Source organism: Erysipelothrix sp. HDW6B, from assembly GCF_011301115.1.
In the GTDB taxonomy this organism is placed as follows: Bacteria; Bacillota_I; Bacilli_A; order Erysipelotrichales; family Erysipelotrichaceae; genus Erysipelothrix; species Erysipelothrix anatis.
Map to the genome: position 1 here is coordinate 1361522 of NZ_CP049860.1, position 24617 is coordinate 1386138.

Here is a 24617-nt window from a genome sequence, read left to right on the forward strand (position 1 = left end):
TCATTTCTTGCAATGATAAGTTATTCAATAAGCTTTTTAAATGAATTCGTATTGTCGAGCGGTCTTTTCAAGTTTATGAACGTAAAAAACTCTTGGATATCGGTATGTCGCTTACATACCCGACTCCAAGAGTTCAATTGTGATGGTCCTAATACGATTCGAATTTTAAATTATAATGCTGCAAATTTAAGCAATGTGCGCACGAGTTGTGTTACAAATCCAAATTCATTATCGTACCACGCAACTGTTTTGACTAACTGGTAGTCTCCAACAGTTGTAACTTCAGTTTGTGTTGCATCAAAGATTGATCCGAATGGTGTTCCAATGATATCGCTCGACACAATTTCGAGGTCAGTATAACCAAAAGATGGATTATTATCAGTTGCTTTAACCATAACGTTGTTCACCATTTCATCAGTTACTTTTGTGCTTAAGATACTTACTAATTCGACAACTGAACCGTCGATTACTGGTACACGATGTGAATGACCTTGAAGTTTTCCATTTAGTTCTGGAAGCACTAATCCAATCGCCTTCGCAGCACCCGTGGTGTACGGAACGATATTTGCCGCAGCAGCACGAGCTCCACGAAGATTATCACCTTTAGGTCCATCAACCATTGCTTGATTTCCCGTATATGCATGGACTGTCGTCATCGTTCCGACTTCTAGACCAAAGGCATCATTCAATGCTTTAGCCATTGGCGCGAGGCCGTTTGTGGTGCATGATGCTACCGAGATAATGCGATCATCTGCATTTAAAATTTCATCATTCACATTAAAGACAATCGTTTTAATCGGTCCTGCTGGACCTGAAATAATAACCTTCTTGGCACCAGCATCAATGTGTGCTTGCGATTTAGCTTCCGATGTATAAAATCCAGTTGATTCTATAACAACATCTATGTTTTCTTCACCCCATGGAAGGTTATGTGCGTCACGTTCGGAATAAACTTTGATGAATTTATCATTAACGATAATACCATTCTCAGTAGCTTCGACTGTGCCGTCAAATTGTCCAAACGCAGTGTCAAAACGGAATAAATGCGCGAGTACTTTTGGTTCTGTTAAATCATTAATTGCAACAACTTCCATATCTGGTGCATCGCTTAATATACGACGCAATGTTATACGACCTATGCGGCCAAAACCATTAATTGCGATTCTTTTAGTCATTATTATCTCCTCGATGGGACTCTATCCCCTGTTTTTTCAGATGTATTATGCAATGAGTTGCAGAAAATCTCGGATTACTTGTTTTTGAGACGAACCATCAAAGTCTATTGTACTCAGAATGATTGTACTTTCATGAAGATTAAACACCATTCGTGCCAACTGTTCATCCGGAATGGTTGATTGAATGCTCCCATCCGTCTTACCAAGTCTGATTAGATCTTGGTACATGCCTTGAATCTCACTGAAATTTTGTGATATAAAATCAGCAATACTTTTATCGATTTCAGGAATTTCACTCAAAGTATCTGTAAGCATACATCCATCAGGCAATGATTGATTATGTAAATCGTCAATCAATATATCAAAGACCGCTTGAATTCGATCGCGCCCCGATCCCTTTAAGTGTTCAAGATCAGTATTACGTTTTGTCATTTTTTTCTCAGCATACCGGTCAATCGCTAAAGTAAACAATGCCTCCTTACTTTCAAATTCACTATATATACTGGAGCGACTCATTGACATTGCATCTGTCAAAATTTGCATACTAGTTTGAGAATAGCCATACTGCCAAAAAGCTAACATTGCCTTCTCTATAGCCTCACTGCGTGAGAATTCTTTTGGTCTCGCCATAATCACCTCTGTTCTGGAATGAACGTTCTTTTATAATATAATATGAATCAAGCCTTCTGTCAAATAAGACACTATATAAATTTTATAACCGTAATGTATGCATTAGTAGCATCTAATTTGTTGCAATAAAAAAGGAAGCTTCGAAGCTTCCTTCCAAATATAAATCTGACTCCAGACGGATCATATATTTCGAGTCTGGTATTTTAAAAATTTGAGCGTATTTAAAAATCAGAGTCATGATCCTTAAACAACTGATAGTATTCCTGAATATTCTCTAATTCGGTCCATCTTTTCACGCGTACCGGTACATCATCCAAATCATAAATCATGGCACCCTTCAAACTTAATAAGAATGGGGAATGCGTCGATAAGATAAACTGACAGTTGTAAAAGCGTGCTGATTCCTCAATAAACTTACAGAGTTTCTTCTGATTACTCGCGGATAAACTATTTTCGGGTTCATCTAAAATATAGACTGCGTTCTCAGTTATCTCTTTTTCCCAAAACATTAGGGCTGACTCACCATTAGATTGTTCTTGAATCGTATTTGTCATAAGTTTCTCTCGGACATAACGTGACATTGTTTTACTGCGTGCATCAACTTTTTCTTTTAAACTGTCATATGTATCAAGCTGATTTATATTTCGAGTGTCGTATTTTGCGTCAAGATATTGTTGAATCAGAAGTTCCTTTTGACGATCTACGCCTGTATTGATGGCCCTAATGTTCAGAAGATAATCGAAAATATCGTCACTTGTGATTACTTTTATCTCTTGAAGGCCTTCATCATGAAGTTCAAATTGACATCTCTCAATGTAATTATCAAAGAATATACCTTTATTTAAAGGTGTAATTCGTTTTGCATGACACTTTTGGGCAATAATGTTCAAAACCGTACTTTTTCCTGAGCCGTTATTCCCATAGAAAATTGTGATTGGTGCAAAAGACAACGTCTCGAGTTGTTTTAGAGGAAAAATTCCTAATGGGTACCGAGTTGCATAAATATTCTTAGTTTCTGATTCATATACTTTGTGTTCACCAATAGCATTCAAAAGCTGAAATGACTTCAAAAAGACCATACAATCACCTCTTTCTTAATTACATATATTAGATTAACTATAGTATATCATGATGCTTACTTTAACTCGTAAGCTTGTCCTAAAGTTTCATGGTATTTAGAATTTCTGCTAACTTTCAGCAAAGAAAAAGAGCTCTGCACGTGATCAATTGCGGAGCTCTTTATGTTTTGAAACCATTAAACAGTTTTTCGTTTATTATAATAACTTACAAAAGCACTTAAAATCCCAAATCCTATGAGGAACATACCAAAATTATTCAGCATATTACCTACTCCAGTTTCAGGTAGCGTTGGCTCAGGTTGTACGGGATCTGTTGGCTGTACTGGATCAATTGGTTTTACTGGATCAATTGGATCTACAGGGTCAATTGGATTAATCGCGTCTAGACTCCATTTTGCATACAGTGTTAAATCTTCAGTTACGAGTTGATCAAAATTGTACATATTTTCGAAAGTTGTATCTCGATACCACCCTTTAAATGTGAATCCATCACGAGTCGGTGTCAATGGCTCAACTGCCTTAGTATTTTCTAGTACAGTTTGATTATCTACAGAGCTACCGCCATTGCTTTCGAAAGAAACAATGTGGGATACAGAAGCCTTATCCCATTTGGCAAATAGTGTTAAATTATCATTAACAGGCGTCGTAAAATCATAGCTTAAAGCATACGCTTCATCACTATACCACCCACCAAACGTGTATCCACTTTGTGTAGGATTATTCGGAACGGATGCAGTTGTACCCGCCAATACTGACTGGGCGTCCACCAAGCTTCCGCCCTTGCTATCAAAGGTGACCGTGTAATTTACAGGAATTTTATTCCATTTCGCGTAAAGTGTTAAGCCATTGGACACTGGTGATGTGAAATCATATTGTGTTGTATAGGATTGATCCAGATACCATCCCTCAAAGGTATGTCCAAGATATGTTGGATCTGATGGTTTTACGACAAGTTCTTGGTCGACTATACGTTGTGAATCAATTGCGGTACCACCTTTAGAATCAAAGTGTACATCGTGAATAATCTCGTCCCATTTTGCATACAAAGTGATATCCTCAGTTACCACATCGGTATCAAAATCCCATGGGGTAGTTAAAGATGCCTCTTTGAACCAACCTTCAAATGCTATCGAACCTTTCGTTGGCGTTACTGGTTCGGCAATTTTACTATTTGTTTTAATTTCACGTAATTGTGGGATACGAGTGCCACCATTTGAGTCAAATGTGACGGTATGTGTCTGATAAACATCGTCCGTGATTCTCAAGTTACCAAAGAATCTTTGACTGGTTTCAAAGAAATGTTCTTGGGTAGCATCAACACCTTTTTGCATAATCGCAAAGTCAACAACTTTTGTTTCACTAGACGTACCATCTGTCTTCAATTGAAGTAGTTCTTGTTCTAGTTCTGCAATTAATTCTTTAGCAAATGCAATTGTTTCATTCAAATCTTCGATGACAGCAGGGTCAGTTTCGCCAACAAGTAAAGCTTCAGTTTCATATAAAAATTCATAATTATTTGTGATTTGACTTCCTAAATAGGATAAATAATCGACAAATCTGGAAATGATTTCATTGAGTTCATCCTCGGTGAAGAATACGTCCATGGAATCTACAGCTTTCCCTAGATAAGACCAATACTCGTCTTGACCTGCGACAACATTTCCACTAACATCATAAAATATAGGACGCAGACTGTCTTGGTCAAAAATCAGTATGTCCCATTCAGAATTTGTGCGCGTTGGATCAGCAATAACATGTGCTGATTCGTCGAGTGTCAGTGTTGTAGCGAAAGGGTTCGCAACATGTGTCTTATAATAGCGAACGCCATTCGCTTCATGACTAAATGCAAAATCGAGTGCTAAATCTCGCATATTCGCTTCTTCGTCAATTGTAGTGAGCAGTGCAATGCTTGGTTTCAAATCGACACCAAGTAAAAAGTCATTATCAAGGACACCAAATTTCGCAACCCTAACTTCAACTTTGTCAGGACGATCAAGCATTTCGAGTAATTTTACTTGATTCTTCTGAATGTTGACTATTTCTGAATCATTTATACTGTAGCCGATACGTGTACCTAATGTTAAACGTTCGTAAGGGAGTGTATTTAAATAATTGACATCATACTCAAATGCATCAATTTCTGTTGGAACATGAATGCTTAATTCCTTCATATTCGTAAGTTTTTCAAGATAACTGAAGTCGTTCAAGTATACCAACTCAAATGGATTATTCCAGCCATTCATTGGATACTCCAGCATTGTTGAGACTCGTTCTGCAGCATCATAATGTTCTTGTTCCAGAACCATATCTTCATTCGGATCGAAGCCATTGGCCTTTTTTACAATTGCTTCAAATATTTCTTGTTGTGTTAAACTTTCTTGTGCCGCAACTGTATGAATGGATAACAGACCGAACAATAGAACTAATACAAGAAAACTATTCAAAATCTTAAATGATTTTTTCATATCAAAACCCCCATTTTGATTTCTTTCTATAATACTAACCATATCATAACTTTCGACATATATCATGAAAAATTGTTAACGAGGACAATATCTTCCTTTAAGTTACCACAGTGGTTCAATTCATTTGAAATTTTAAAAATTATCGTTCGAAATTAAAGTACTGCATGGTGTCGTGGCTTTGTTCATTGATATTTTACGCTCATTATTTAATGAATGCAGAACACACTGGGTAATCACTAAGATTCACGGCATTAATTAGTTCTGTCACATCGTTGAATTTAAAAATTGAACGAATCACAATACTGACGACGAGGAATAAACAACAGACCTCTATTATCTATGCTATTATTAAAGAAAGGAGTTCATTTATGAAAAAAATTCGAATTGGCTTACTAGTCCTTTTTAGTCTTATTTTACTCACAGGATGCGTACCCAATAACGTGGCAACTGAAGTAAATCCTGCTGGTTTTTTTAGCGGACTATGGCATGGTTGGATCGCACCATTTTCTTTAATTTTATCTTTTTTTAATCCCGAGTTAAGTATTTACCAAGTATACAATACGGGGTTCACGTATAACCTTGGATTTTATATAGCAATTATATCGGGATTTGGAACTATTGCATTGAAACGACGTAAGTAAAAACACTTAGCACAAAAAAAAGCATCTCGTGTTCATACTTTGCCAATTGGCATTCAGTATCCATAAGAGATGCTTTTTATTATAGTTTAATGCTAGTGCAACTACTTTTTAGTTCGAATGAATCAGATATGCTATTTGCATAATTCGTTCCGATATCATTTTTCGTAAAGTTTTATTGTTGACGCGTTGATTTGTTCGTCTCTTCTTTGACAATCAATAGTAGACCGAGTGTAAGTATTAAACTACCTAATACCATGAATGAATTGTTCATTCCGGTTGCGGGTAATGTAGGCTCTACAGGTTTTTCTGGTTCGACCGGTTTCACAGGTGTAACTGTATCTTGTTCGTAGATATAGGTAACGACTTGTGACTCTTGTGTTAATTTTCCAACAACGAGTCCTTCAACATTTTTAAACGTATAACCCTTTAATTCAAGTTTGAAAGTTGGTGTTGATACATCGTATGCATCCCCAACTAAACCGTGAACAACCTTACTTGGCGCTATCGTATTTCCAAAAGTATCGACATAATTTACAGTTAACTCTGATGTGTTTGCGGGTATCTTATCATATATAAATGTAACAGTATGTTTTGCTTCAACAAGTGTTCCACTTAACACCCCTTCAATTTTATCAAAAGTGAAACCTTTAATTTCTAGTTTGAACTCAGCTGTTGAGACATCATAGACATCACCAACATGTCCTTGAATCACTTTACTTGGCGCAATTGTATTTCCAAGTTTATCAATGTAATTTACAGTTAATACTGATGGACTAACCGGATTCTTAGTATAGATATAAGTAACTATTTGCTCTTCATCAGTCAATGACCCCATCAATAGACCTTCAGTTTCTTTGAATGAGTAGCCTTCGATATTTAACTTGTAATCAGCTGTTGAAACATCGTAAGCATCACCGACAAGACCTTGAACTGCTTTATTTGGAGCAATCGTATTTCCGAATGTATCCACATATCTAACAGTTAATTCAGTTGGTTGTGGCTCTTCTTTAGTCTCAGTTATGATTGTCTTTATATCTACCGCATGAGATCCTTCTTCATTTATGGTCTTGAACTCTGGGTTCCATCGAACTTTCGCAAAAGCAGTTTCAAATGATTCATCATATCTACTTATATCTGTAATACGGCCTATGGAAACGCCATTTCCTTTTACAAAATCAGACATGTTGTCTGACAGAATCCATGTTTCACCATTATCTTCCATGACTCGAACACTGAGACTATTTTCACTGTTTGAGATTTTGTAGGAGTCTGCGTTATTTTTCAAACTTGAGAATGTATACTGTCCGTTTGCATCGGTCTTTGTTTCGCCAACTACTGCATTACCAGCCGGTGTATTTTCAATCAGTTGAACAACAGCATTTTCTTTTACAACTGCTGTATCCCACTGAGGTGCATCGGTTTCATTTTCAAGTTCTTGGTACTTAACTTGACCCGAGATTTTAGGCTGGATGACATAAATTTTTTGTGTCGTTGGTTTTGGTTCTTGATTGACAAATTGTGAATCAACCCAATAAGCAAGCGGTTCTTTCCCAGCAAGCTGGTCTTGACTCATATTGTTATAATTTAATTTAATCGTATGTTGAACATTCGCCACAGAATCAATTGCTTGAGTCTCTGATGAATGATTAATGAATTCTAATTTATATCCTTGAACTTCATTAGGATAAATGTACGTTTGTGTACCTTCATTGTATTGAAGATCTTGTGTAGCAACAGTATAGTTTTCACCATCATTTGTAATGCTGAACACAAATTCTAAGTCTTTCGTCAAGAAATCTTCAATTTTACTTGGTTCTTCCAATAGTAGAAGACTTACTTCCATACCTGGTGCAATACTTTGAATTCCGTCTAAGGGCGCATAGCTTTTTGACCATGCATGTGATGTATCCCAATTATCGAATCGTCTCATATTGAACATATTGGTTCTTGTAAGAATTGACGATTCAGAATTCGGATATACGAGAATACTATTGAATTCCCCGTATGTTTCGCCACCTTGTATTGCTCCACCCATCGTAACTTGATGAGCTAAAACTGGTTCGACCATTGGCGCAACACTCATAAGTAAGAGTGTCAGTGCGACTAAAGTCGAACAGATTTTTCCTTTTTTCATATTTCCCCCCACGTAGTGATTTGACGCTACACTAATATAATAGCACCAGAATGTGATTTATGCGAATTTTTAAAATATTTTTATAAGTCATAGCATTGGTAATTAATCTAAGAAATCCCAAAATTATCAAATATGCACGAATAAAAAGGGTATCATAGCATTTGCGTCAACGCAGATTAGTTCTAAAAGAAATGAATGTAATTGTACATTTATTTAGGAATCGTACTAGGTATCATTAACTTCACGTATCTTATCATTCGAGATATTTCATCTGTACTTTTCAAAAAATGTGCAGATAATCAGAAAAAAAGAAAACCCCCGAATTGAGAATTTTCCTTTATTTTGAACCTAACGTAGGCACTTTTACTCGGTATGAACCTACACTATTTCAAATACATGGGCAATTTGCTCGTACATTTCTTCAATCATAGATTTCTCCACGACAAGTCTGAAAGCAACAAAATCATATTCGTTATCATACATACCATCAATGATCACACACAAATCCCTGCCAAACTCCTCCACCATTAAGTCATCCAAGTGCAGTGGTAAATATAGAAGTCCCGTATATATTCTTAACTCAATCAGACTTTTATACCTGTCTCTTTCAAGAGGTGATTTTGGACATTCAAGTAATACATTTTTCACGATATTTCCATTACTATCTCTATAATCAACATACAGTTTCCGCATAATAACGCGATACTCTGGTAAATCAGATGAATAGCCATATAGCTCGTCTGTATATCGATGTAAATTGAGAACTTTATGCTTCATATCGTTAATAATTAATGAGTAGAGTGTATCTATAATAGGTTTACCTTTAAGTCACTAAGCATACGAGGTATGCTCTACTTTCCTTTCTATTTAGCATTTAGTTTTGATGACGAATCGTTACCAGAAAGACCCAATATGAACGAAATTAGAACTCTAATTTCTTATAAAACACTGTTTCTGTATGTAATTTTAATATTGAATTTCATGTCAGTTTTATTAACTATAAAATTCATATATTTTAGTTTCAATTGAAATTGGATATCGAACTTGAAACTTGTTAGACTCTCTATTTAATGTATTGTTTCCAATTGTCGTTTCGTGACACGACGCGATTAATATCTTTGTTAAATACTCCAGTCGCACAATAATGATAGATATTGACGAGCTCTGTATGATGAGGCCATTTCTTTTTAAAGACCGACATGAATTTATTAAGCAAATCTGTTTTTCCCAAATAATAAATCACCTTTGGCTTAGCGCGTAAAACAGTAAGTTCTTCAATTATTGCATCAACATATGCATTAATGATATCACTTTCAAAATTAGGACACACCTTTGAAATTTGTTTAAAGGCTGATTTAAGTTCGCTCCCGTTCGATGTTGCTAACCCTTTGAATGCATCGGTAATGTAAGCACCGTGTAAGTGAGAACGCTCATTAAAAATAAATTTATGAAGTGAGTACGCCTTTGAGGCTGAAGGTTTTGCTCCATTATAGTGAAAATTTTCAAAATTACTAAAATAGTAGTTTTCACCACCCGAGCCTGCATTGAGTGCGAAGAATACGGTATCGAAATTTAACTGTGCACTTAAATCTCCCCTGCTAAATGCATTCATATCTGACATTGTCTTTACAAACTCCTGGCAACGCGCTTTATTTGATGGTTTATTAGGATAAAAATATACGAAACTTGAATATGTAGAAACAACCGAATTTCGATCGAAAAGTTGTGCGTCAAATAGTTGCTTCTCCACCCCACCCCACATGTATTTGAGTGACAATAGAGTTTCTTTCGAAACCCCTGCCAAATAACCATTTATACATTTTTGGTAATCAATATGATGGTTGATTAAATCGTTGTATTGCTTCTGATCCATACTTATTATCTCCTTTTAATTAGAATGCAGCATTTCTCCAACAAAATCACTATTACTCTTAATAACCTTTGATTTTTACCCTTGGATATCCTTGTCGAAGTCGTGAAAAGTATCCGAATTTTAACAATAATCTATATTTCTTTTAACATACAATTATGTAAAAGAACCGCATATCCCAGTTATCACCCTGTGGTGTTAAAGACCATAAAAACTACAAGACACTTCAAGGTTCGATTGATGCGGAAAGAACCTATTCTGTATTGCAAGTGAAATCTGTAGACTCTATTTGTTTAATCATCATATCGCGAGATAAATAGGTCCCTCGATTTATGTTTTCATTTGGACTTATACTTCTCATGATCAGACTTTCGTCTTTCACTAATTCCAAATCATACTCATAGTTCTGTACTATTGATGTATCTTCATAGATTTCATTTGATATTCTTATTCCATTATTTTCATTAAACTCTGATTCACTTTCTTTGTACATTTTAAAAGCCGAATCTCTATCTTCCATAGAATCAAAGTTTAGTATTCCAACAGCATCCATTTTTTGTATTTCATCACCCTGGGCAATTATTGTATGCGTGAATGCACTGTAGTTTGAAAAAGAATAATTATTCTTGCATACTGTAACAGTTCTTAACGAATCATTATTCGAAGCACACCCTACTACAAGTAATAGCTGTATACTGATTACAGTTACTCTTTTCATATTATCACCCTCCTCTATTTCACACTTATTCCTGATACGATCGATGATGAAGCGTTTGTAGAGCAATAAGAATTCAAATTGAACTAAGTCTATTGTTTAAAATATTCCTACCTCAATTACTAGTGTTCGTTCCTTCGAAATACTTGATATTTTATCTTATTTCCAAGGTTTTGACGTAGCTTCATTGAAAAGTGCTATGTATCAACCTAACATAAGTAGCACTCAATACATATAATCATTGCATACCTGCATCATCAATTATTGGAAAATTCAGTTTCATGGCATAGTTTGATGGTCGAAAGTGATATTGTGGAACACTATCTAAAGATATACTATTAGATACACGATCCATTAACCCTCACTCTGGTGATTACTCAATTTTCACGGTTCTCTTTGCATAACTCGCAACAGTTGCACTATGTGTTACGACAACAATTGTGCAGCCTTCCTGATTTATCTCATTAAAATATTGCATCACTTCTTTTTCATTTTCACTATCTAACGATGCTGTTGGCTCATCAGCAATAATTAGCTTAGGTTTCTTAAGGAAGACTTTTGATAATGCGACTCTTTGTTGTTCTCCTCCTGACAGCTCGTAAACTTTTTTATCTAAAATATCAATTAAACCTACTTTACTCAATGCTAAATTAATTGCTTCCTGCCTCTCCACTTTTCTCATTTTTTTGACGTTTAGAAGTAAAGATAAATTGTATTCTACGGTTTTATTATCAATAAGCCCGTAATTTTGAAAGATAAAAGAAATGTCATTTTTCAAAATCTGTCTTTTATCACTCGATCTTGAAACTATTTTTCCATCATATTTAACTACCCCTTCAAATTCAGAATCAATGAGCCCAAGTATATTAACCAATGTGGTTTTACCACAACCACTTTCACCCATTAAAGCCATAAATTCTCCAGATTCAATCAAAATGTTGAAGTTGTTTAGAACCACTCTTTGACCATATTTCTTTACGATATTTTCAGCTTGAATTTTCATTTGTTGCCTCCTACAATAGCCAGCAGATCACATAATAATATTAATATCAACGGTAGTATATAATTCATTGGACTTATTTTCAGAATCACACTTCCAAATATTGACACAAGTAAGTACATAAACATATTGTTTACGAGATAATCTCTCGTTGATTTTTTTAAAGCATACCCTTCCGATATATATATTCTATCTACGCTTACATAGTTCTTTCTAGATATTGCGACATTACTAAAATTGCACAATAGCAGAACACTTAGTGTCACAATCAAAACACAAATCGCTCTTAGCGCAGTCTTCGCAAATATATGTTGTACTTCAACATATGCTTCATTTAAACTAATTGATGTCAGAGGAGTTCCCAAGTTTTTACTTAAAGTCAGAGAATTAATGTAGTTTTGAAAATCGCTCTCACTTCCATCAAACTTTATGATTGAATGATAGATTGTGTTCTCAGTAGGTATATATATTATTAACCTATCATCGCCATCAACAATCATCAATCTATTTTTGAGAGCATAATCTCCTAATGGTTTCTCAAGTTCATTAAACGCAAATTCATTAAAGTTGTTAGGGAAGTAGTCCGCTAACATACTCGGTAAAAATGTTTTATCGGATGGAGCATAAAAATATATTTCATAATCCATCACTGAAATTTTCGCTCTTTCAAAATAATCCTCATTTACGCTTACGATTATTTGCCCATTATCATTTTCATATGCACTGTAGACAAATTTTTCCAAGTCGATGCTTTCATACAAATCTCGAGACAATTCTTCTGTCATCATTCTAGAATCATTATTGCTTCCGTCTATTGCATAATATCCATCATTCTTCTCAAAGTATTCTCGTGAATTAGAACGCATCGAAGTGTACCTCATAACATCATCAACCACTGCAGAAACTGTGGTTAAGAGCATGGATACAGTAGCTATTTTAAGAATCATAACGAGATATTGGATTCTTCTTAAAGGTAATCTTCCTTTAATTAGTTCACTTTCTTTGTGCTTACAAATGATCCAAATCATGAGCCAAGCAGCTATAAGCAACACAATGATTGAAAACATCAAATAAATCAATTCGATTTTGATAAGATATTTTGTGATACTCCTGTACGGATAAACATAAAGAATTAATCCTAACTGTATCGGTACAATTATAAAGAATGGCCACAGTGAAAGTTTATTAATTGTGAGACTTTTCCAAATATTGAGAGAACTATATCCCTCAATTTTTCTTATGATTATTTCTTTAGAGCTTGATAAAATTGCATTAAAAACAACTAGTACCTGGATACACAAAAAAGAAAAGTAAATAAATGTGTTCATATTAAATATTCTTAAAATGAAGGAATCTTGCACATACACTTCTGATTTAACAATTTGTGCATTATAATTGCTTGCAATTGAGCTAAGTAAAGATACTATTTGCTTATTTTCAATATTTAGAGGTATTGTCACATTAATTTTAAAATTTTCTAACTGCAGACTCGTGGGTAAAGTATCCACCAAGTCTAAGCTAAGTACGCTTTTAGAGAAAACTTGAAATAAATTGGTGAATCCGTTATTTATGCTTGAGAAATTACCTATTTCAATCAATTTAGCGTTCCGAATCGGTAGATTATTAATGTACGATCTATCGTTCGTTTTTGCTATAATACTTAAACGGTCTTCGCGCACTTTACTCACATCTATAATATATATATTAAACTCTAACTGACTGGATAAGATATCAAGTTCATTCAACAGTCGATTTTTATTGTTGCTATCTGCTGAATCACTATCAAAAACCATGTAATAAGATTCAACTTCTTCGTTATCATAGTTTTCGATAGTCATTGACTCAGAAAACCTATCTACTTGGAAAATTGACATTAGTAACGTAAAAGTAAAAACACTTAATAAGATCATGTTAATTGTTTTCCTCATTTACTTTTCCTCTCATCATCACAGGATACACATGATAATTTCGATACATTAATCTTAAGACTTATAGTAAAATACTACCAAACAAAATTTTCATTTTACAGTATATCTGTCCAAGTCGTCGTTATTTGCACTTATTTGGTAGTTTTAAACAGACTGATGCTTTGCAAGAGTCAAGGCTAAGTCATTCGACAGTTTAAAGTCGAGTTGGTATTCCATTATCAAAATAGCTTTTTTCTACTACGATGCTTATCGCTAACCTTAAACACTTTTATAACAATTAATAATTCCCAACGTAAGATGTAGAATATTTTAAGTGAATTTCTAGGATTGATTAGTTCCCAAAAGATCGCTATCATGACATCTCATTGACAGAAGATTATTACCGTATTATTATGAAAACAATAAGTAAACACTAATTCAAGCGTTACTTGAATCTATAATTCAAGGAGCGCTTGCTTTATAATGTGACACTCAGATTGTAAGATTTAGTTAGAAAGCGAGGTATGATTATGAAAATCACTCACAATGTCAGTACATTTAATATGGATCGCCTTGGTAAGGTAATTGCCGCACAACGGAAACAACGAAACCTTACTCAAGGAGAACTAGCAGAAACACTTGGTGTAAGCCATCAAGCAGTATCATCTTGGGAAAATGGATTAACAAGTCCCGATATTGGAAAATTATCAGAACTCTCACAAATTTTTTCAATTTCAATTGATGAACTACTTGGAAATGTAAGGATGGCAGAATCTGTTCGAAAGATAGAAAATGATGAACCATTAAACGAGAAAGAAATTATTGATATTGCTCCAATTACAAAGCCCGATCTTTTCGAAAAAGTATTTAGTAAAGTTGACCCTGAAGATTTCACGGTCGAATCACTGATTGCAATTGCTCCTTTTATGGAAACAAGTCAAATTAATGCCTGGATTCTTGAAAACATTGATCGTTATAAAATTCAGGACATTGTGCCATTGGTTGCGTTTATAGATGAAGAAGATCTAGATATGATCATCCGAAAATTAAAACTACGAGAAGATTTCAAACTCTCAGACATCGTACCTTTTGCTCCATTTATGGATGCAGAGACTATTAATAATTTATTCACTTATGCTCACGAGAAAAGTGACATGGAAGGTATTGAAGGCCTATATCCGTTTGTAGAAGATGCTGTACTACGCAAACACGTTGAACTTACTCTGTCTATGCCGAATGCGCGTGTTGAAGGCTTGATTCCTCTCGCACCATTTGTGGATACTGAAACGATTGATATGATTTTAGATTATTTAATACGAGAAAAACGAATGTCTGATATTACACCATTCGTTGTATTCGCTTCACAACATTAATAGCTCAAAGTAATCACGAATTTCAATCAAGCAATCATTTAATACTTTTTACAATTTTAAAACCTCAACTACTGTAATTACGAACATACAGTTCTGTATTAAACAGTATCAGAGGTTTTCTTTTTGTAATAAAAGACACTTGTAATGAGTGTCCTCTTTGTTTGAATGTTTTTTTGATGCCTACCAGGACATTGCCCTAAATCATTCTCATGATTACATCACACCTATATGATTATGTCGCTCCTTACTTACCGTCTATTGAGCTTCTCAGTGGACGGTTACCTTTAATTTAAGTATGTTATAACATAAATTATGAAAAATACAATGCTACAAAGCTCAACCTTCGTACAGTATTAAAAAAAAAAAAAAAAAAAAAAAAAAAACCTTGAACATTAACAATTTCTAGTTATCTCGATGCAGCACTTCGTATATATTCTCTCCCTTGATAATGATTTCTATGATTTCATTATCATCATAAACCGTGACTCCCTTTTTCATTAGGTAATCACATATTATTGGTAAACTTTTTGTCACTTGAGGTGTCGATGTTTGAGTATGAACTTTTCCATCACTTGTTCTAAACACTACCTGAAATATATCTGGATGAAAATCAAATGGACTCATTCTTAGACGTTTCACATAATTTATCGAAAAACTGTTTATTTCATTGAACGAATAATTTAGCACATTACGGTCTTTAGAAAAAACTGATCGAATTTTTTGAATTGTATTTTTATAGTCAACAACTTTAATCCCTTGCTTTGTAATGATTATCTTGCCTTCCTTAATAGATGTTACCGTTATTAACACGAGAAAAATTAGCACGAAACTAAACACAACAAGATTATTTCCGCCAGATACTATGAAAGAAAACGATAATGAAATTATTATACCAATGAGCAAATTTCTTCTGAAAGAGTGCTCTCCAATTTGGAATGGTTTCACCAAAAATTTTGCTCCTCGCAAAAGTTCATCTATTGATATATCATACAAATCACTAAGAATAATTATATTCTCCAGATCAGGTAATGATTCTCCCCTTTCCCATTTAGAGACTGCTTGCCTTGTAACATAAATTGTCTCAGCGAGCTGTTCTTGTGTAAAGCCAATCTTTTCTCGATGAAGTCGTAGTAATTCATTTATTTTCATTTTGTAATCCTCCGTATACCAGAAGTATATCCTTGTTTATAGAATTCGTAACGCAACTTGCGGTTGCTTACATAATAAAATGATAGAATTCTCTCTTCTTAAACTATACCTATTCAGAACTGCATCTAATTTCTACAATAATTTTAGCAAATTATGAGTCGACATCATTTCTTACTTCAAATACTGGTAATATACTGTAAATATAGGCTGTAAATAGGAAAAATCATAATCAATACGAAATGAAAGGGAACCTATTTATCTCAAATAAATAAACTTGTTCTAGTAAACTAAAATTGCTACACCTTGGTTGAGTAATGATAAAATCAAATCAAGGAGCAACTTATGAAAAATTATAGTAAAGAAACAAAAGATGAAGTCATCCGATTACATCTTAAAGAAGGAAGAACGATTAAAAGTCTTACTCAAGAGTATCATCGTGGAAGTGGAACACTACAATACTGGCTTAGAGAACTTCGCAAAGAATGCCAAAACAACCCTTATATCGAAGAAGTCACATTATCACTCGAAGAATCAAAAAGACTTATTCTAGAAATTAGAGCACTTAAAAAGGAAAATGAATTCTTAAAAAAAGCAGCGGCATACTTTGCAAAGGAAATCGATTAAGTGAGTATCAGTTTATTAAAGAACATGGTAAAAACTCTGGGGTTCGTTGGTTATGCCGAAAATTAAAAGTAAGTACGAATGCATACTACAACTATCTAAAACAGAGAAAAGCGCCATACTACGAGCAAAAAGCTAAAGTACAACGCTTTATTAGTGAATCATTTCATAGAAGTAACGGAACGATGGGAGTTAAAATGATGTCGTATTATTGTGCTAATCATGGATACTCCTACTTCCTTTCAACTATACGAAAATATATGAAGGAACTTAATATTTCATTAATTATTCGGCGTAAAAAGCAACCATTCAAGACAGGCAAGCAACATAAAGTGTTTCCAAATCTTATTCAACAGAATTTTCATGTAACAAAACCAAATCGTCTTTGGTGTGTTGATTTCACTTATTTGTACTTGAGGAATGGAACACCTCGATATAATTGCACGATAATTGATGTATATGATCGCAGAGTGGTTGCCTCTCAAAATAGCACTTCGATTAATTCTCGTTTAGCTATTAATACGTTGCATAAAGCATTATTACGCTATTATCCAGATAAGGGATTAATTTTACATAGTGATCAAGGGAGTCAATTCACAAGTAAATTATTTAGTGATTTCTGTAAGCAACGTTTTATCCAAGAAAGCATGAGTTGCGCAGGATGTCCATATGACAATGCAGTCATGGAGCGATACTTCAACACACTCAAACACGAATGTACGAACCATAATTCATTTACTACAAAAGAAAGGATGGATTCGATTATGAATGATTTTGAACAGAAATGGTATAACTCAAAACGTACACATACTTATAATAATGGATTATCACCCAATCAAATCTATATCATTTCAACCCTAATGTAGCAACTTTTCTTGACTAGAACAACCTCATTCGTACAACGATTGGCTGTCCCCTGACGAAAAAGAACTTGAATTTAATCAATTAATTTCCTAATTACTGTCCAGTTTATTTAAACGATCTTAGAAAAGCAATTATTAAAGGAACTGCATCCCCGCGATACATTGAAAAGTCTCTAAGGAATCCTGACCTTTCAAATAGAACAAGTGGTTTTACACCTGAGAATCAACAATTATCGTTTGGTGATATTGAACAAATCAGGAATTATGCAGTAACAAAAGAAGAAGAGAAACCAAAAGGATTTTTCAACAAATTATTAAAAAAAGAAACCTAAGAGAAATTAATATTCATATGATACAAAAAGAAGTATAATATAAGAAAGGAGGTCTTGTATGGAAGTAGGATTATTTTATATAGATGATTTTTTTGTTAAAATTTTTCGTTTTTTAGATCCGTATATAATTTTTTTAATTAAAATATTTGTTCTGATTCTTATCATATATGTATTGCTAGGGATAAAAAAATATTTAAAATCAAACAAGACTATAACTAAATAAAAAGACCCTCTTAGGTGTGAAGTTGTAAACTAAAAGTAGACATGGAAAAAACCATGTTTACTTTTTTTGTGTAATAATTAAATTCTAAAGGAGGTTTTCTTATGGGCAGAGCCAAAGGTGGTAAAAATAGGAAATTGAGTTATGAGGATCGAGCACATGTAATATCTTTATATTGTGAAATGCACTATAGCATGCATCAAATCGCAAATAAAGAAGATATTCCCTTGGGGACTGTCAAGGGTTGGATTTATCGATTTCTTGAAAAAGTGATGACGGCCTATTAAATCAGAAGAAAACGGGCAATCAATTCGCCGCTTTACACTCGAGTAAATCACTTACAGAAACCGAACGATTGGAATTAGAAATATTGAGACGTGACATAGAGATTGAACGGTAAAAAAAAAGGTTATTTAGTGAAAGGAGTTGGTGCAAACAAGGTGTTCGTTACTTCAAAAGACTGGAATATGAAATAGCGTACAATCTATCAAATCAATACCCTGTTACATTTATTCTATCAATCATGAACATCAATCGTTCGGGTTACTATAAATGGCTTAGAAGAAAAGACACTCATAACATCTATGAAACCAATCGCAAAATTCTAAGTTTTTGTATTAGCGACTGTCATCATCGTTATCCAAGCTATGGGTATCATGATATTGTTTTCAGTCGTTCGAAAAAATAATGAATTGGATTTTTATTTTTCAGATAATTTCGTTCATAAATGTCGCAAACAACCGTATGATCGAAGAAAGCACGAGACCTTATATAACTATTTATCCTTATATCTACAATCCTGGGACTATGCTATATGGCTTGATTATCAAAAACTCTGGTCCCACTGGATGTGTAATAGATAGTTTTGAATGTGATTATAAATATTTTAGTGATAGCATCAACGGACTAAACAACGTCTCAATTGAACAAACCTTAATCGGTTTAACTTTAGGACCGAGCCCAATCGAAGATAATTCATTTGGATCGACACTACATACCTGAATCGCCTATCGCCTTCAGATTTTCCTACAGCACCACATCTAGAACGTATTCAGATACAGCTTCGATTGATTTTAATGCAGGAGTTGCGATACCTTTGACTTCTGGATCGACAGAAGGGAAGGAGTTACAACGTATTTATGAAGTCCTCCTCGAAATACTGAGGAAAGATATCTAGCAGATAACCTACATGTTATTTCCATTTAGATAACACTCATTACATTCTTACTAAAGTAGACGTTTGAGTGTTTTTACTTTTTGATAGTTTTAACTATTTTGACTCCTTCCATTCACCTTACTTATTTGCTATTGTTTATCCATAGACTAAGGTGGTAGTTAGATGGTTAGACAGTCAATCAACAAATTCACGTTATCGATTCTTACATTTATTCTTCATTTTTTGCTATTTGCATCTGCATACATTCATGTAAATTTTTTAACAGGGTTATTATTCCTGCTATCGATTTCATCTACTACAATCGTTGTGATATTGATTTGCCATGATTTAACCACTTACTTAGACCCAGTAGTTAAATCTCCAGCTTTGAATCTGATTGTAAAAACTCTCCTCTCAATCCCTATTTTTAGTATTTTGGTTTTCTATGTCCTGGGGTTAATTAGATTACTCTTCAAATTAGTTTAGTACAGTTCAATTTCATTATTTCACAGGCACTCTTTACAGCCTTTATATACTGGCTGTAAGGGTGTTTTTTACTACAGCATCTTGATTTCTTTTTGGTTAAAATTATTTTTAATTGATTAGTCTTTCTGCTGACGATAGTGTTTACACTGAAAGGAGATGTAATGATGAACGAGAATAATGTCCAAGTTTTGAAAGAATATAATGCTGTAATTGATGATTTAGAAAAAATGTCGCAAAGCTCCAACGACAAATCATTTAGATCATACGAGTTGTCTGTGCTACGTTTTAACACAAGTCGCTTATACTACGGTACGATCGTAGGAAATGAGTTTGTCGATTTTTTGCTTAAATCAATTGATGATGTTGCTTATGATTGCCTTGAAAGTAACAACAAAGCAGTTTCGATTATTGCCGATCTATGTGATAGGTATTCAGCATTAAAAGAATATGCAAAAGGTAACTCCTTACTTAAATAGTTTCGGAACACTCTTAACACCGTTTTGCGGATGATAAGAGTGTTTATATTTTCAATTACAAAAGTCTCATTCTCCTCTCATGTACGATTTAATACTTTCGTTTTTAATTCCTGCATCATCATAAGCGCTTATTAAGTCATTCATGATTGTTGCATATATCATTTCAAACTCATTTAAATCGCCTGTGCCGTTGATTACATATTCTTGCACTCGTTTATCGAATAAATTTCTTTCGTTGCCGGTGAGCGAATTAAGATATGATTCTAACCATTTTATGTTAACTAATGGATCGTGTTCAATAGTCACAAACTCAGATGGGTATTTAGATAGCAATCCATTTAATTTGACTCCATTTGCTAACCGTCGCGATTTCGAAGAGAAAAAGTTATAACCTTACTGACAAAAGAACAGTATGAAATTTTTATCGCTAACGTCTTAGATGCGACAGACAGAGCAATTTTTAGCATTCTTTATTGGTGCGAGTTAAGATTTGGTGAATTATAAGGACTAAGTATAAGTGATTATAATAGAGATAATAAGACGCTGTCAGTAAAAAATAACTATGACTATAAAAATAAAATTCTAATAACTACAAAAAACGATCATGTACGAGTTATTGATGTTCCTGATTCGTGTGTTCTTGAAATTGAAAATTTAATAAATAAATATCCTTATATGAAGTCGAGTTATGCGTTAATAGGATTCCAAAAAAAAGAATGTCTAAGAACACTCTTGATAATAGAAAATATAGATACTTTGCCTCTTAATACGGAATAACTCAAACTGAGCTCATTAAGCGCCTTCAAGAGAAAGAAAACTTATTTGATGCTGAGGTACTTTATTTTACTTGGCACGATTTAAGACATACACATGTATCTACATTGATTGATATCGGTTGGGAAGCCAAAGATATATCTGAACGATTAGGACATTCTGTACATGAAGTTAACGAAACATACGGTCACCTATTTCCGAAAAGAAAGAAATAAATGTTCGATAAATTAAATAGTCTATAATTTTTTTTGTACTATTCATGTACTATTCATGTACTCTAATATTTTCAGACACTAAAAAACCCACTATACAGTGGGTTTTATTGTTGTCTTGGTGCCCCGATCGTCGCCTAAGCGAACTTTGCACTTAATTAGTGTCGGAATTTTCATGCTATCTTTTGACAGAGATATTTTAACTATTCATATTATAACATGATTGTAAATACAATCAAGGGTTAATCTTAAACTTTCATAGTTTGTTGAACTTTATTTTGATGACTTTTAGTGAATGCATATCTATTACTATTTTATCTACATTTTTCCTAACAAACAGTTGTCTCTGTAGGGTAGACATAGTTATCCAACTTTTGATATTAGTTTTGATTGACTTAATGATGACTTCATGGTTACTTTGTTTATCATAAATTTGCTTACATTCTTCCCTATAGTAATCAATATTGATGAAACCAGAGTCTAGTAGCGAATCTAAAAGCCTCCTACTACTATCAAGTCTTTTAAGTGTGCTCACTTTAACTTTAATTGCATCAAGTATACAAGTATTCATATATTGATCTATGTCATTCACAACTGCTTCAGCGATAATATCTTCATTGATGTATTTACCGTCCATCGTTTTGTAGTATAAATAGTAACCCATATCTTTCTTTGTTGGTTTTACTGTAAGCATTTCACCAGACTTAAAATCATAACATTTACCTTTGAATAGATACGGATACTGACTCCTTTTATTTCGTAAGGAAAGAGCGAGCTGTACATCGTCAAATAATTTTGGCTCAATAATGACTGGCGAATGCTCTTCGATTACTATTCTACTATTTTGATATGTTCCTTTGTAGATTACATTGTTTAATAATACCCTAATTCTGTCATCTGTCCACACAAAGGCTTCTTTCCGATGTTTGTTGTTGAACAAGTGTTTAATTTCACTTCTATTTTTGAACTCATAATAATATAGATAATGGGCCTCTTTTACAATAGCTGCCTCCCTCTCATTTATCACCAATTTCTTATCGATAATATCATATCCGTAAGGAGCTTTTCCGTGAACCCAATTTCCTTCATACGCTGATTGATCCATGCCTCTGATTGTACGTTCACTTATCGCTTCAGTTTCCCACTGAGCAACTAGTATAATCATCGATACAAAGAAACGACCAATTGCACTTGTTGTATCTATTTTTTCTTTCAGACTATACAACTGTACATCAAATTCATTGAACAACTCCAAAAGATACATCAAGTCTGTGACACTACGAGTCAGCCTATCTAGATTATGTATGACAACTTTACCTATTTTGCCTTGTTGAATATCATTGATCAGAACTTTCATTTCTCTTCTTTTTAGAGTTCTTGCAGAATAACCATCGTCGATATACTTCACAACATTTTCTTGAAATTCATCTTCGTAAACTTGAAGATATTGTTCGATTCTTCTTTCTTGCTCTCTTAAATTATATCCATACTCTGCTTGGTCTTCACTTGACACTCTACAATACACTGCTATTTCTTTAATTACATCCATATCTATACTCCTCTACTTTTAGATAACGGAGTACCCCCATAAAACGCTAGCCCAATAATTGTAGCACAAAGAATCAATATTTTTTCAACTGTCATAAGAGGCACAAAAATTTGAATAAATTTCCAGATAAAACTACACCTATATATAGGTGGATGACAATGAAAAATCTGGTGATGAAAATTTCAAATATAAGAGTATTCATATCATTCATCAAAAGAAAAAGACCTCCGAAAAATAGAGGTCTTACTTAAGTAAAAGGCATATCGTTAAATTATGCATTTACTCAATATAAACTTGAGGGGGGGTTCAAGTCTATACATTATTTATACCATACTAAAACACTATAGACAATAATCGTAGTCAAATGACATCATTTCTTAAGTTTATAAAGATGCATAACATTCGCACTATCATGATTTTAAATGACTTATAGCAATAGCTTTTACATTACTTGTTAGATCTACCCCTAAGGGGATAACGCAAATTTCTTTACTATTACAGATGTAGTAAAATATCTATTCAGTATATATTAATAATAATTATGAGTATAGTAAACTCTCTGGTATATTTATTAACCACGGATACGCAAACTAGATTCAATCACTATATTGTTTAATACATTTATTGATTTTCTTTTCTATTTCGTAACAATCTGTTTTGTTTCAATTATGGTGTCTATCATAACTTGAAGTGCCTCAATCAATATTATTGGAGTTAAATAGTAACCCGGTATAGTTATTTCTTGAATGATAATAAAGTAAACTGTTGTCACCACTACGATCATCACTAAAACACAGTATAGGATATACTTCATTATTGTAGGGATTCTATAAGTAATTTCTCTTGATGCCCAGTAGCTACTAAATATTAGCTCAAACAGACCTTTTATTACAACTTTTATTCCATGAACCAATAAATATGAGACAAACGACAACCCCATATAGTTTAAAATTTTGTGCTCTTGATTAGACACTAAAAATATAATCAGATTTATGAATAAATATAATGATGCAAGAAATAACTCTAGTTTGAGATTAATTTCCGAATGCTTTCTAACTCTATTTATTTTTGAAACAATTCTGCTATTCATAGTTTACCATCCTACATTGTGTCATCACTTTTTTTGTTCATCTTTACCTCAAGATTTCCGTCAGTAATCTCGAAAATTATGTCGCAATCACTCAATAACCTTCTATCATGCGTAACCATAACGACAGTCGTATTTAGTGTTCTCGTCATATCTTTAAGAATTCTTACAACATCGAATGCTTTTTCTGTATCTAGACTAGCTGTAGGTTCATCAGCGAGAATAATTTCTGGTTTTAGAATTAAACTCAGAGCAATCGCAACACGCTGTCTTTCCCCTCCAGATAATTCTTCCGGATATTTTCTTTTTAGATGACTAATATTAAGATCATTCAACAAGGTTTCATATAGTTCTGAATCACCTCTTTTACTTTTACTTAACTTGAAAAAAAATTGTTCCTCAACTGTCAGGAAAGGGACAAGATTTGATGCTTGTAGTACAAAACCAAGCTTTTCAAACCTTATTTTGGATCTCTCTTTTTCTGAAACATCGTAAATATCTACGCCATCTAATTCAATAGTTCCTTCTGTTGGTCTTTGTAGGGCTCCCATGATTGTCAGTAAAGTAGATTTACCTGAACCACTTGGACCTACAATTGCTGCAAATGTTCCTTTTGGAAGGCTTAGAGTCACATTGTTCAAAGCTAAAATATTGGTTCTTCCATCATCATATTTTTTACTAATATTTAATAATTTAAGCATAC

At 33.6% G+C, this 24617-nt stretch carries 22 protein-coding genes; 8 read left to right on the forward strand and 14 right to left on the reverse strand.

What is annotated here, in order from left to right; genetic code table 11:
- Positions 1-170: 170 nt before the first annotated feature.
- The 4 genes from gap to G7061_RS10955 all read right to left on the reverse strand — a co-directional run bounded on the left by gap (position 171) and on the right by G7061_RS10955 (position 5349).
- A complete protein-coding gene (gene gap / locus G7061_RS06695; RefSeq protein ID WP_159640346.1) occupies positions 171-1175 on the reverse strand; it encodes a type I glyceraldehyde-3-phosphate dehydrogenase in 1005 nt (334 codons plus the stop codon).
- A 45-nt stretch (positions 1176-1220) separates the two neighbouring features.
- Positions 1221-1805, reverse strand: a complete 585-nt coding sequence (locus tag G7061_RS06700) for a TetR/AcrR family transcriptional regulator (protein WP_166119964.1) — start codon at positions 1803-1805, stop codon at positions 1221-1223.
- A 221-nt stretch (positions 1806-2026) separates the two neighbouring features.
- A complete protein-coding gene (locus G7061_RS06705; RefSeq protein ID WP_166119969.1) occupies positions 2027-2884 on the reverse strand; it encodes an AAA family ATPase in 858 nt (285 codons plus the stop codon).
- Between the two features lie 176 nt (positions 2885-3060).
- Positions 3061-5349, reverse strand: coding sequence for an InlB B-repeat-containing protein (locus G7061_RS10955; protein ID WP_166119972.1), 2289 nt, complete (start codon positions 5347-5349; stop codon positions 3061-3063).
- Between the two features lie 368 nt (positions 5350-5717).
- On the opposite strand from G7061_RS10955, the gene G7061_RS06715 reads away from it, so the two are divergent.
- Positions 5718-5990: a hypothetical protein gene (locus tag G7061_RS06715; RefSeq protein ID WP_159640334.1), complete on the forward strand. Its 273-nt coding sequence runs from the start codon at positions 5718-5720 to the stop codon at positions 5988-5990.
- 172 nt (positions 5991-6162) lie between these two features.
- Here G7061_RS06715 and G7061_RS06720 read toward each other — a convergent pair whose 3' ends face one another.
- The 6 genes from G7061_RS06720 to G7061_RS06745 all read right to left on the reverse strand — a co-directional run bounded on the left by G7061_RS06720 (position 6163) and on the right by G7061_RS06745 (position 13637).
- Entirely contained in the window at positions 6163-8124 is a 1962-nt protein-coding gene (locus tag G7061_RS06720) for a MucBP domain-containing protein (protein WP_166119976.1), read from the reverse strand.
- Between the two features lie 378 nt (positions 8125-8502).
- Positions 8503-8901 carry a hypothetical protein gene (locus G7061_RS06725; protein WP_166119979.1) on the reverse strand — a complete coding sequence of 133 codons (399 nt, stop codon included), beginning with the start codon at positions 8899-8901 and terminating at the stop codon, positions 8503-8505.
- A 286-nt stretch (positions 8902-9187) separates the two neighbouring features.
- The gene (locus tag G7061_RS06730) at positions 9188-9997 is read right to left on the reverse strand and encodes a hypothetical protein (protein ID WP_166082811.1); all 810 of its coding nucleotides are present in this window, start codon (positions 9995-9997) and stop codon (positions 9188-9190) included.
- 250 nt (positions 9998-10247) lie between these two features.
- The gene (locus G7061_RS06735) at positions 10248-10712 is read right to left on the reverse strand and encodes a hypothetical protein (RefSeq protein WP_166119982.1); all 465 of its coding nucleotides are present in this window, start codon (positions 10710-10712) and stop codon (positions 10248-10250) included.
- A 370-nt stretch (positions 10713-11082) separates the two neighbouring features.
- The gene (locus G7061_RS06740; protein ID WP_166119985.1) at positions 11083-11712 is read right to left on the reverse strand and encodes an ABC transporter ATP-binding protein; all 630 of its coding nucleotides are present in this window, start codon (positions 11710-11712) and stop codon (positions 11083-11085) included.
- Complete coding sequence (locus G7061_RS06745; RefSeq protein WP_166119988.1) at positions 11709-13637, reverse strand: hypothetical protein; 1929 nt, start codon at positions 13635-13637, stop codon at positions 11709-11711. The genes G7061_RS06740 and G7061_RS06745 overlap by 4 nt, the downstream gene beginning before the upstream one ends.
- Positions 13638-14146: 509 nt before the next feature.
- On the opposite strand from G7061_RS06745, the gene G7061_RS06750 reads away from it, so the two are divergent.
- A complete protein-coding gene (locus G7061_RS06750) occupies positions 14147-14989 on the forward strand; it encodes a helix-turn-helix domain-containing protein (protein ID WP_166082816.1) in 843 nt (280 codons plus the stop codon).
- A gap of 402 nt (positions 14990-15391) precedes the next feature.
- On the opposite strand, the gene G7061_RS06755 is transcribed toward G7061_RS06750, so the two are convergent.
- Positions 15392-16138, reverse strand: coding sequence for a helix-turn-helix domain-containing protein (locus G7061_RS06755; RefSeq protein WP_166119993.1), 747 nt, complete (start codon positions 16136-16138; stop codon positions 15392-15394).
- 342 nt (positions 16139-16480) lie between these two features.
- Between G7061_RS06755 and G7061_RS06760 the strand changes: the two genes are divergently transcribed.
- From G7061_RS06760 to G7061_RS10995, 6 genes are all read left to right on the forward strand, one after another.
- The gene (locus G7061_RS06760; protein WP_159640310.1) at positions 16481-16762 is read left to right on the forward strand and encodes a hypothetical protein; all 282 of its coding nucleotides are present in this window, start codon (positions 16481-16483) and stop codon (positions 16760-16762) included.
- Positions 16763-16776: 14 nt separating this feature from the next.
- Positions 16777-17625: an IS3 family transposase gene (locus tag G7061_RS06765; RefSeq protein WP_240914436.1), complete on the forward strand. Its 849-nt coding sequence runs from the start codon at positions 16777-16779 to the stop codon at positions 17623-17625.
- Positions 17626-18012: 387 nt separating this feature from the next.
- Complete coding sequence (locus tag G7061_RS06770) at positions 18013-18177, forward strand: hypothetical protein (protein WP_159640307.1); 165 nt, start codon at positions 18013-18015, stop codon at positions 18175-18177.
- A gap of 101 nt (positions 18178-18278) precedes the next feature.
- Positions 18279-18461: a hypothetical protein gene (locus tag G7061_RS06775; protein ID WP_159640304.1), complete on the forward strand. Its 183-nt coding sequence runs from the start codon at positions 18279-18281 to the stop codon at positions 18459-18461.
- A gap of 1516 nt (positions 18462-19977) precedes the next feature.
- Positions 19978-20292 (forward strand): hypothetical protein, encoded by a 315-nt coding sequence (locus G7061_RS06785; RefSeq protein ID WP_166082818.1) that lies wholly within the window; start codon positions 19978-19980, stop codon positions 20290-20292.
- A gap of 791 nt (positions 20293-21083) precedes the next feature.
- Positions 21084-21281 (forward strand): tyrosine-type recombinase/integrase, encoded by a 198-nt coding sequence (locus G7061_RS10995; protein WP_370456907.1) that lies wholly within the window; start codon positions 21084-21086, stop codon positions 21279-21281.
- Between the two features lie 253 nt (positions 21282-21534).
- On the opposite strand, the gene G7061_RS06795 is transcribed toward G7061_RS10995, so the two are convergent.
- The 3 genes from G7061_RS06795 to G7061_RS06805 form a co-directional block, all read right to left on the reverse strand.
- Positions 21535-22827, reverse strand: coding sequence for a recombinase family protein (locus G7061_RS06795; RefSeq protein ID WP_159636926.1), 1293 nt, complete (start codon positions 22825-22827; stop codon positions 21535-21537).
- Positions 22828-23464: 637 nt separating this feature from the next.
- Entirely contained in the window at positions 23465-23917 is a 453-nt protein-coding gene (locus G7061_RS06800) for a hypothetical protein (RefSeq protein WP_159636932.1), read from the reverse strand.
- Between the two features lie 11 nt (positions 23918-23928).
- The gene (locus G7061_RS06805; RefSeq protein ID WP_159636947.1) at positions 23929-24615 is read right to left on the reverse strand and encodes an ABC transporter ATP-binding protein; all 687 of its coding nucleotides are present in this window, start codon (positions 24613-24615) and stop codon (positions 23929-23931) included.
- Between the last annotated feature and the right edge of the window lie 2 nt (positions 24616-24617).

What these genes read in the sequence shown, in the direction of transcription:
- G7061_RS06745 (WP_166119988.1), bottom strand. Translation starts at nt 13,637, where the DNA reads ATGAGGAAAACAATTAACATGATCTTATTAAGTGTTTTTACTTTTACG.
- G7061_RS06770 (WP_159640307.1), top strand. Translation starts at nt 18,013, where the DNA reads ATGGAAGTAGGATTATTTTATATAGATGATTTTTTTGTTAAAATTTTT.
- G7061_RS06740 (WP_166119985.1), bottom strand. Translation starts at nt 11,712, where the DNA reads ATGAAAATTCAAGCTGAAAATATCGTAAAGAAATATGGTCAAAGAGTG.
- G7061_RS06730 (WP_166082811.1), bottom strand. Translation starts at nt 9,997, where the DNA reads ATGGATCAGAAGCAATACAACGATTTAATCAACCATCATATTGATTAC.
- G7061_RS06750 (WP_166082816.1), top strand. Translation starts at nt 14,147, where the DNA reads ATGAAAATCACTCACAATGTCAGTACATTTAATATGGATCGCCTTGGT.
- G7061_RS06775 (WP_159640304.1), top strand. Translation starts at nt 18,279, where the DNA reads ATGGGCAGAGCCAAAGGTGGTAAAAATAGGAAATTGAGTTATGAGGAT.
- G7061_RS06805 (WP_159636947.1), bottom strand. Translation starts at nt 24,615, where the DNA reads ATGCTTAAATTATTAAATATTAGTAAAAAATATGATGATGGAAGAACC.
- G7061_RS06715 (WP_159640334.1), top strand. Translation starts at nt 5,718, where the DNA reads ATGAAAAAAATTCGAATTGGCTTACTAGTCCTTTTTAGTCTTATTTTA.
- G7061_RS06795 (WP_159636926.1), bottom strand. Translation starts at nt 22,827, where the DNA reads ATGGATGTAATTAAAGAAATAGCAGTGTATTGTAGAGTGTCAAGTGAA.
- G7061_RS06755 (WP_166119993.1), bottom strand. Translation starts at nt 16,138, where the DNA reads ATGAAAATAAATGAATTACTACGACTTCATCGAGAAAAGATTGGCTTT.
- G7061_RS06720 (WP_166119976.1), bottom strand. Translation starts at nt 8,124, where the DNA reads ATGAAAAAAGGAAAAATCTGTTCGACTTTAGTCGCACTGACACTCTTA.
- G7061_RS06760 (WP_159640310.1), top strand. Translation starts at nt 16,481, where the DNA reads ATGAAAAATTATAGTAAAGAAACAAAAGATGAAGTCATCCGATTACAT.
- gap (WP_159640346.1), bottom strand. Translation starts at nt 1,175, where the DNA reads ATGACTAAAAGAATCGCAATTAATGGTTTTGGCCGCATAGGTCGTATA.
- G7061_RS06785 (WP_166082818.1), top strand. Translation starts at nt 19,978, where the DNA reads ATGATGAACGAGAATAATGTCCAAGTTTTGAAAGAATATAATGCTGTA.
- G7061_RS06725 (WP_166119979.1), bottom strand. Translation starts at nt 8,901, where the DNA reads ATGAAGCATAAAGTTCTCAATTTACATCGATATACAGACGAGCTATAT.
- G7061_RS06735 (WP_166119982.1), bottom strand. Translation starts at nt 10,712, where the DNA reads ATGAAAAGAGTAACTGTAATCAGTATACAGCTATTACTTGTAGTAGGG.
- G7061_RS10955 (WP_166119972.1), bottom strand. Translation starts at nt 5,349, where the DNA reads ATGAAAAAATCATTTAAGATTTTGAATAGTTTTCTTGTATTAGTTCTA.
- G7061_RS06705 (WP_166119969.1), bottom strand. Translation starts at nt 2,884, where the DNA reads ATGGTCTTTTTGAAGTCATTTCAGCTTTTGAATGCTATTGGTGAACAC.
- G7061_RS06700 (WP_166119964.1), bottom strand. Translation starts at nt 1,805, where the DNA reads ATGGCGAGACCAAAAGAATTCTCACGCAGTGAGGCTATAGAGAAGGCA.
- G7061_RS06800 (WP_159636932.1), bottom strand. Translation starts at nt 23,917, where the DNA reads ATGAATAGCAGAATTGTTTCAAAAATAAATAGAGTTAGAAAGCATTCG.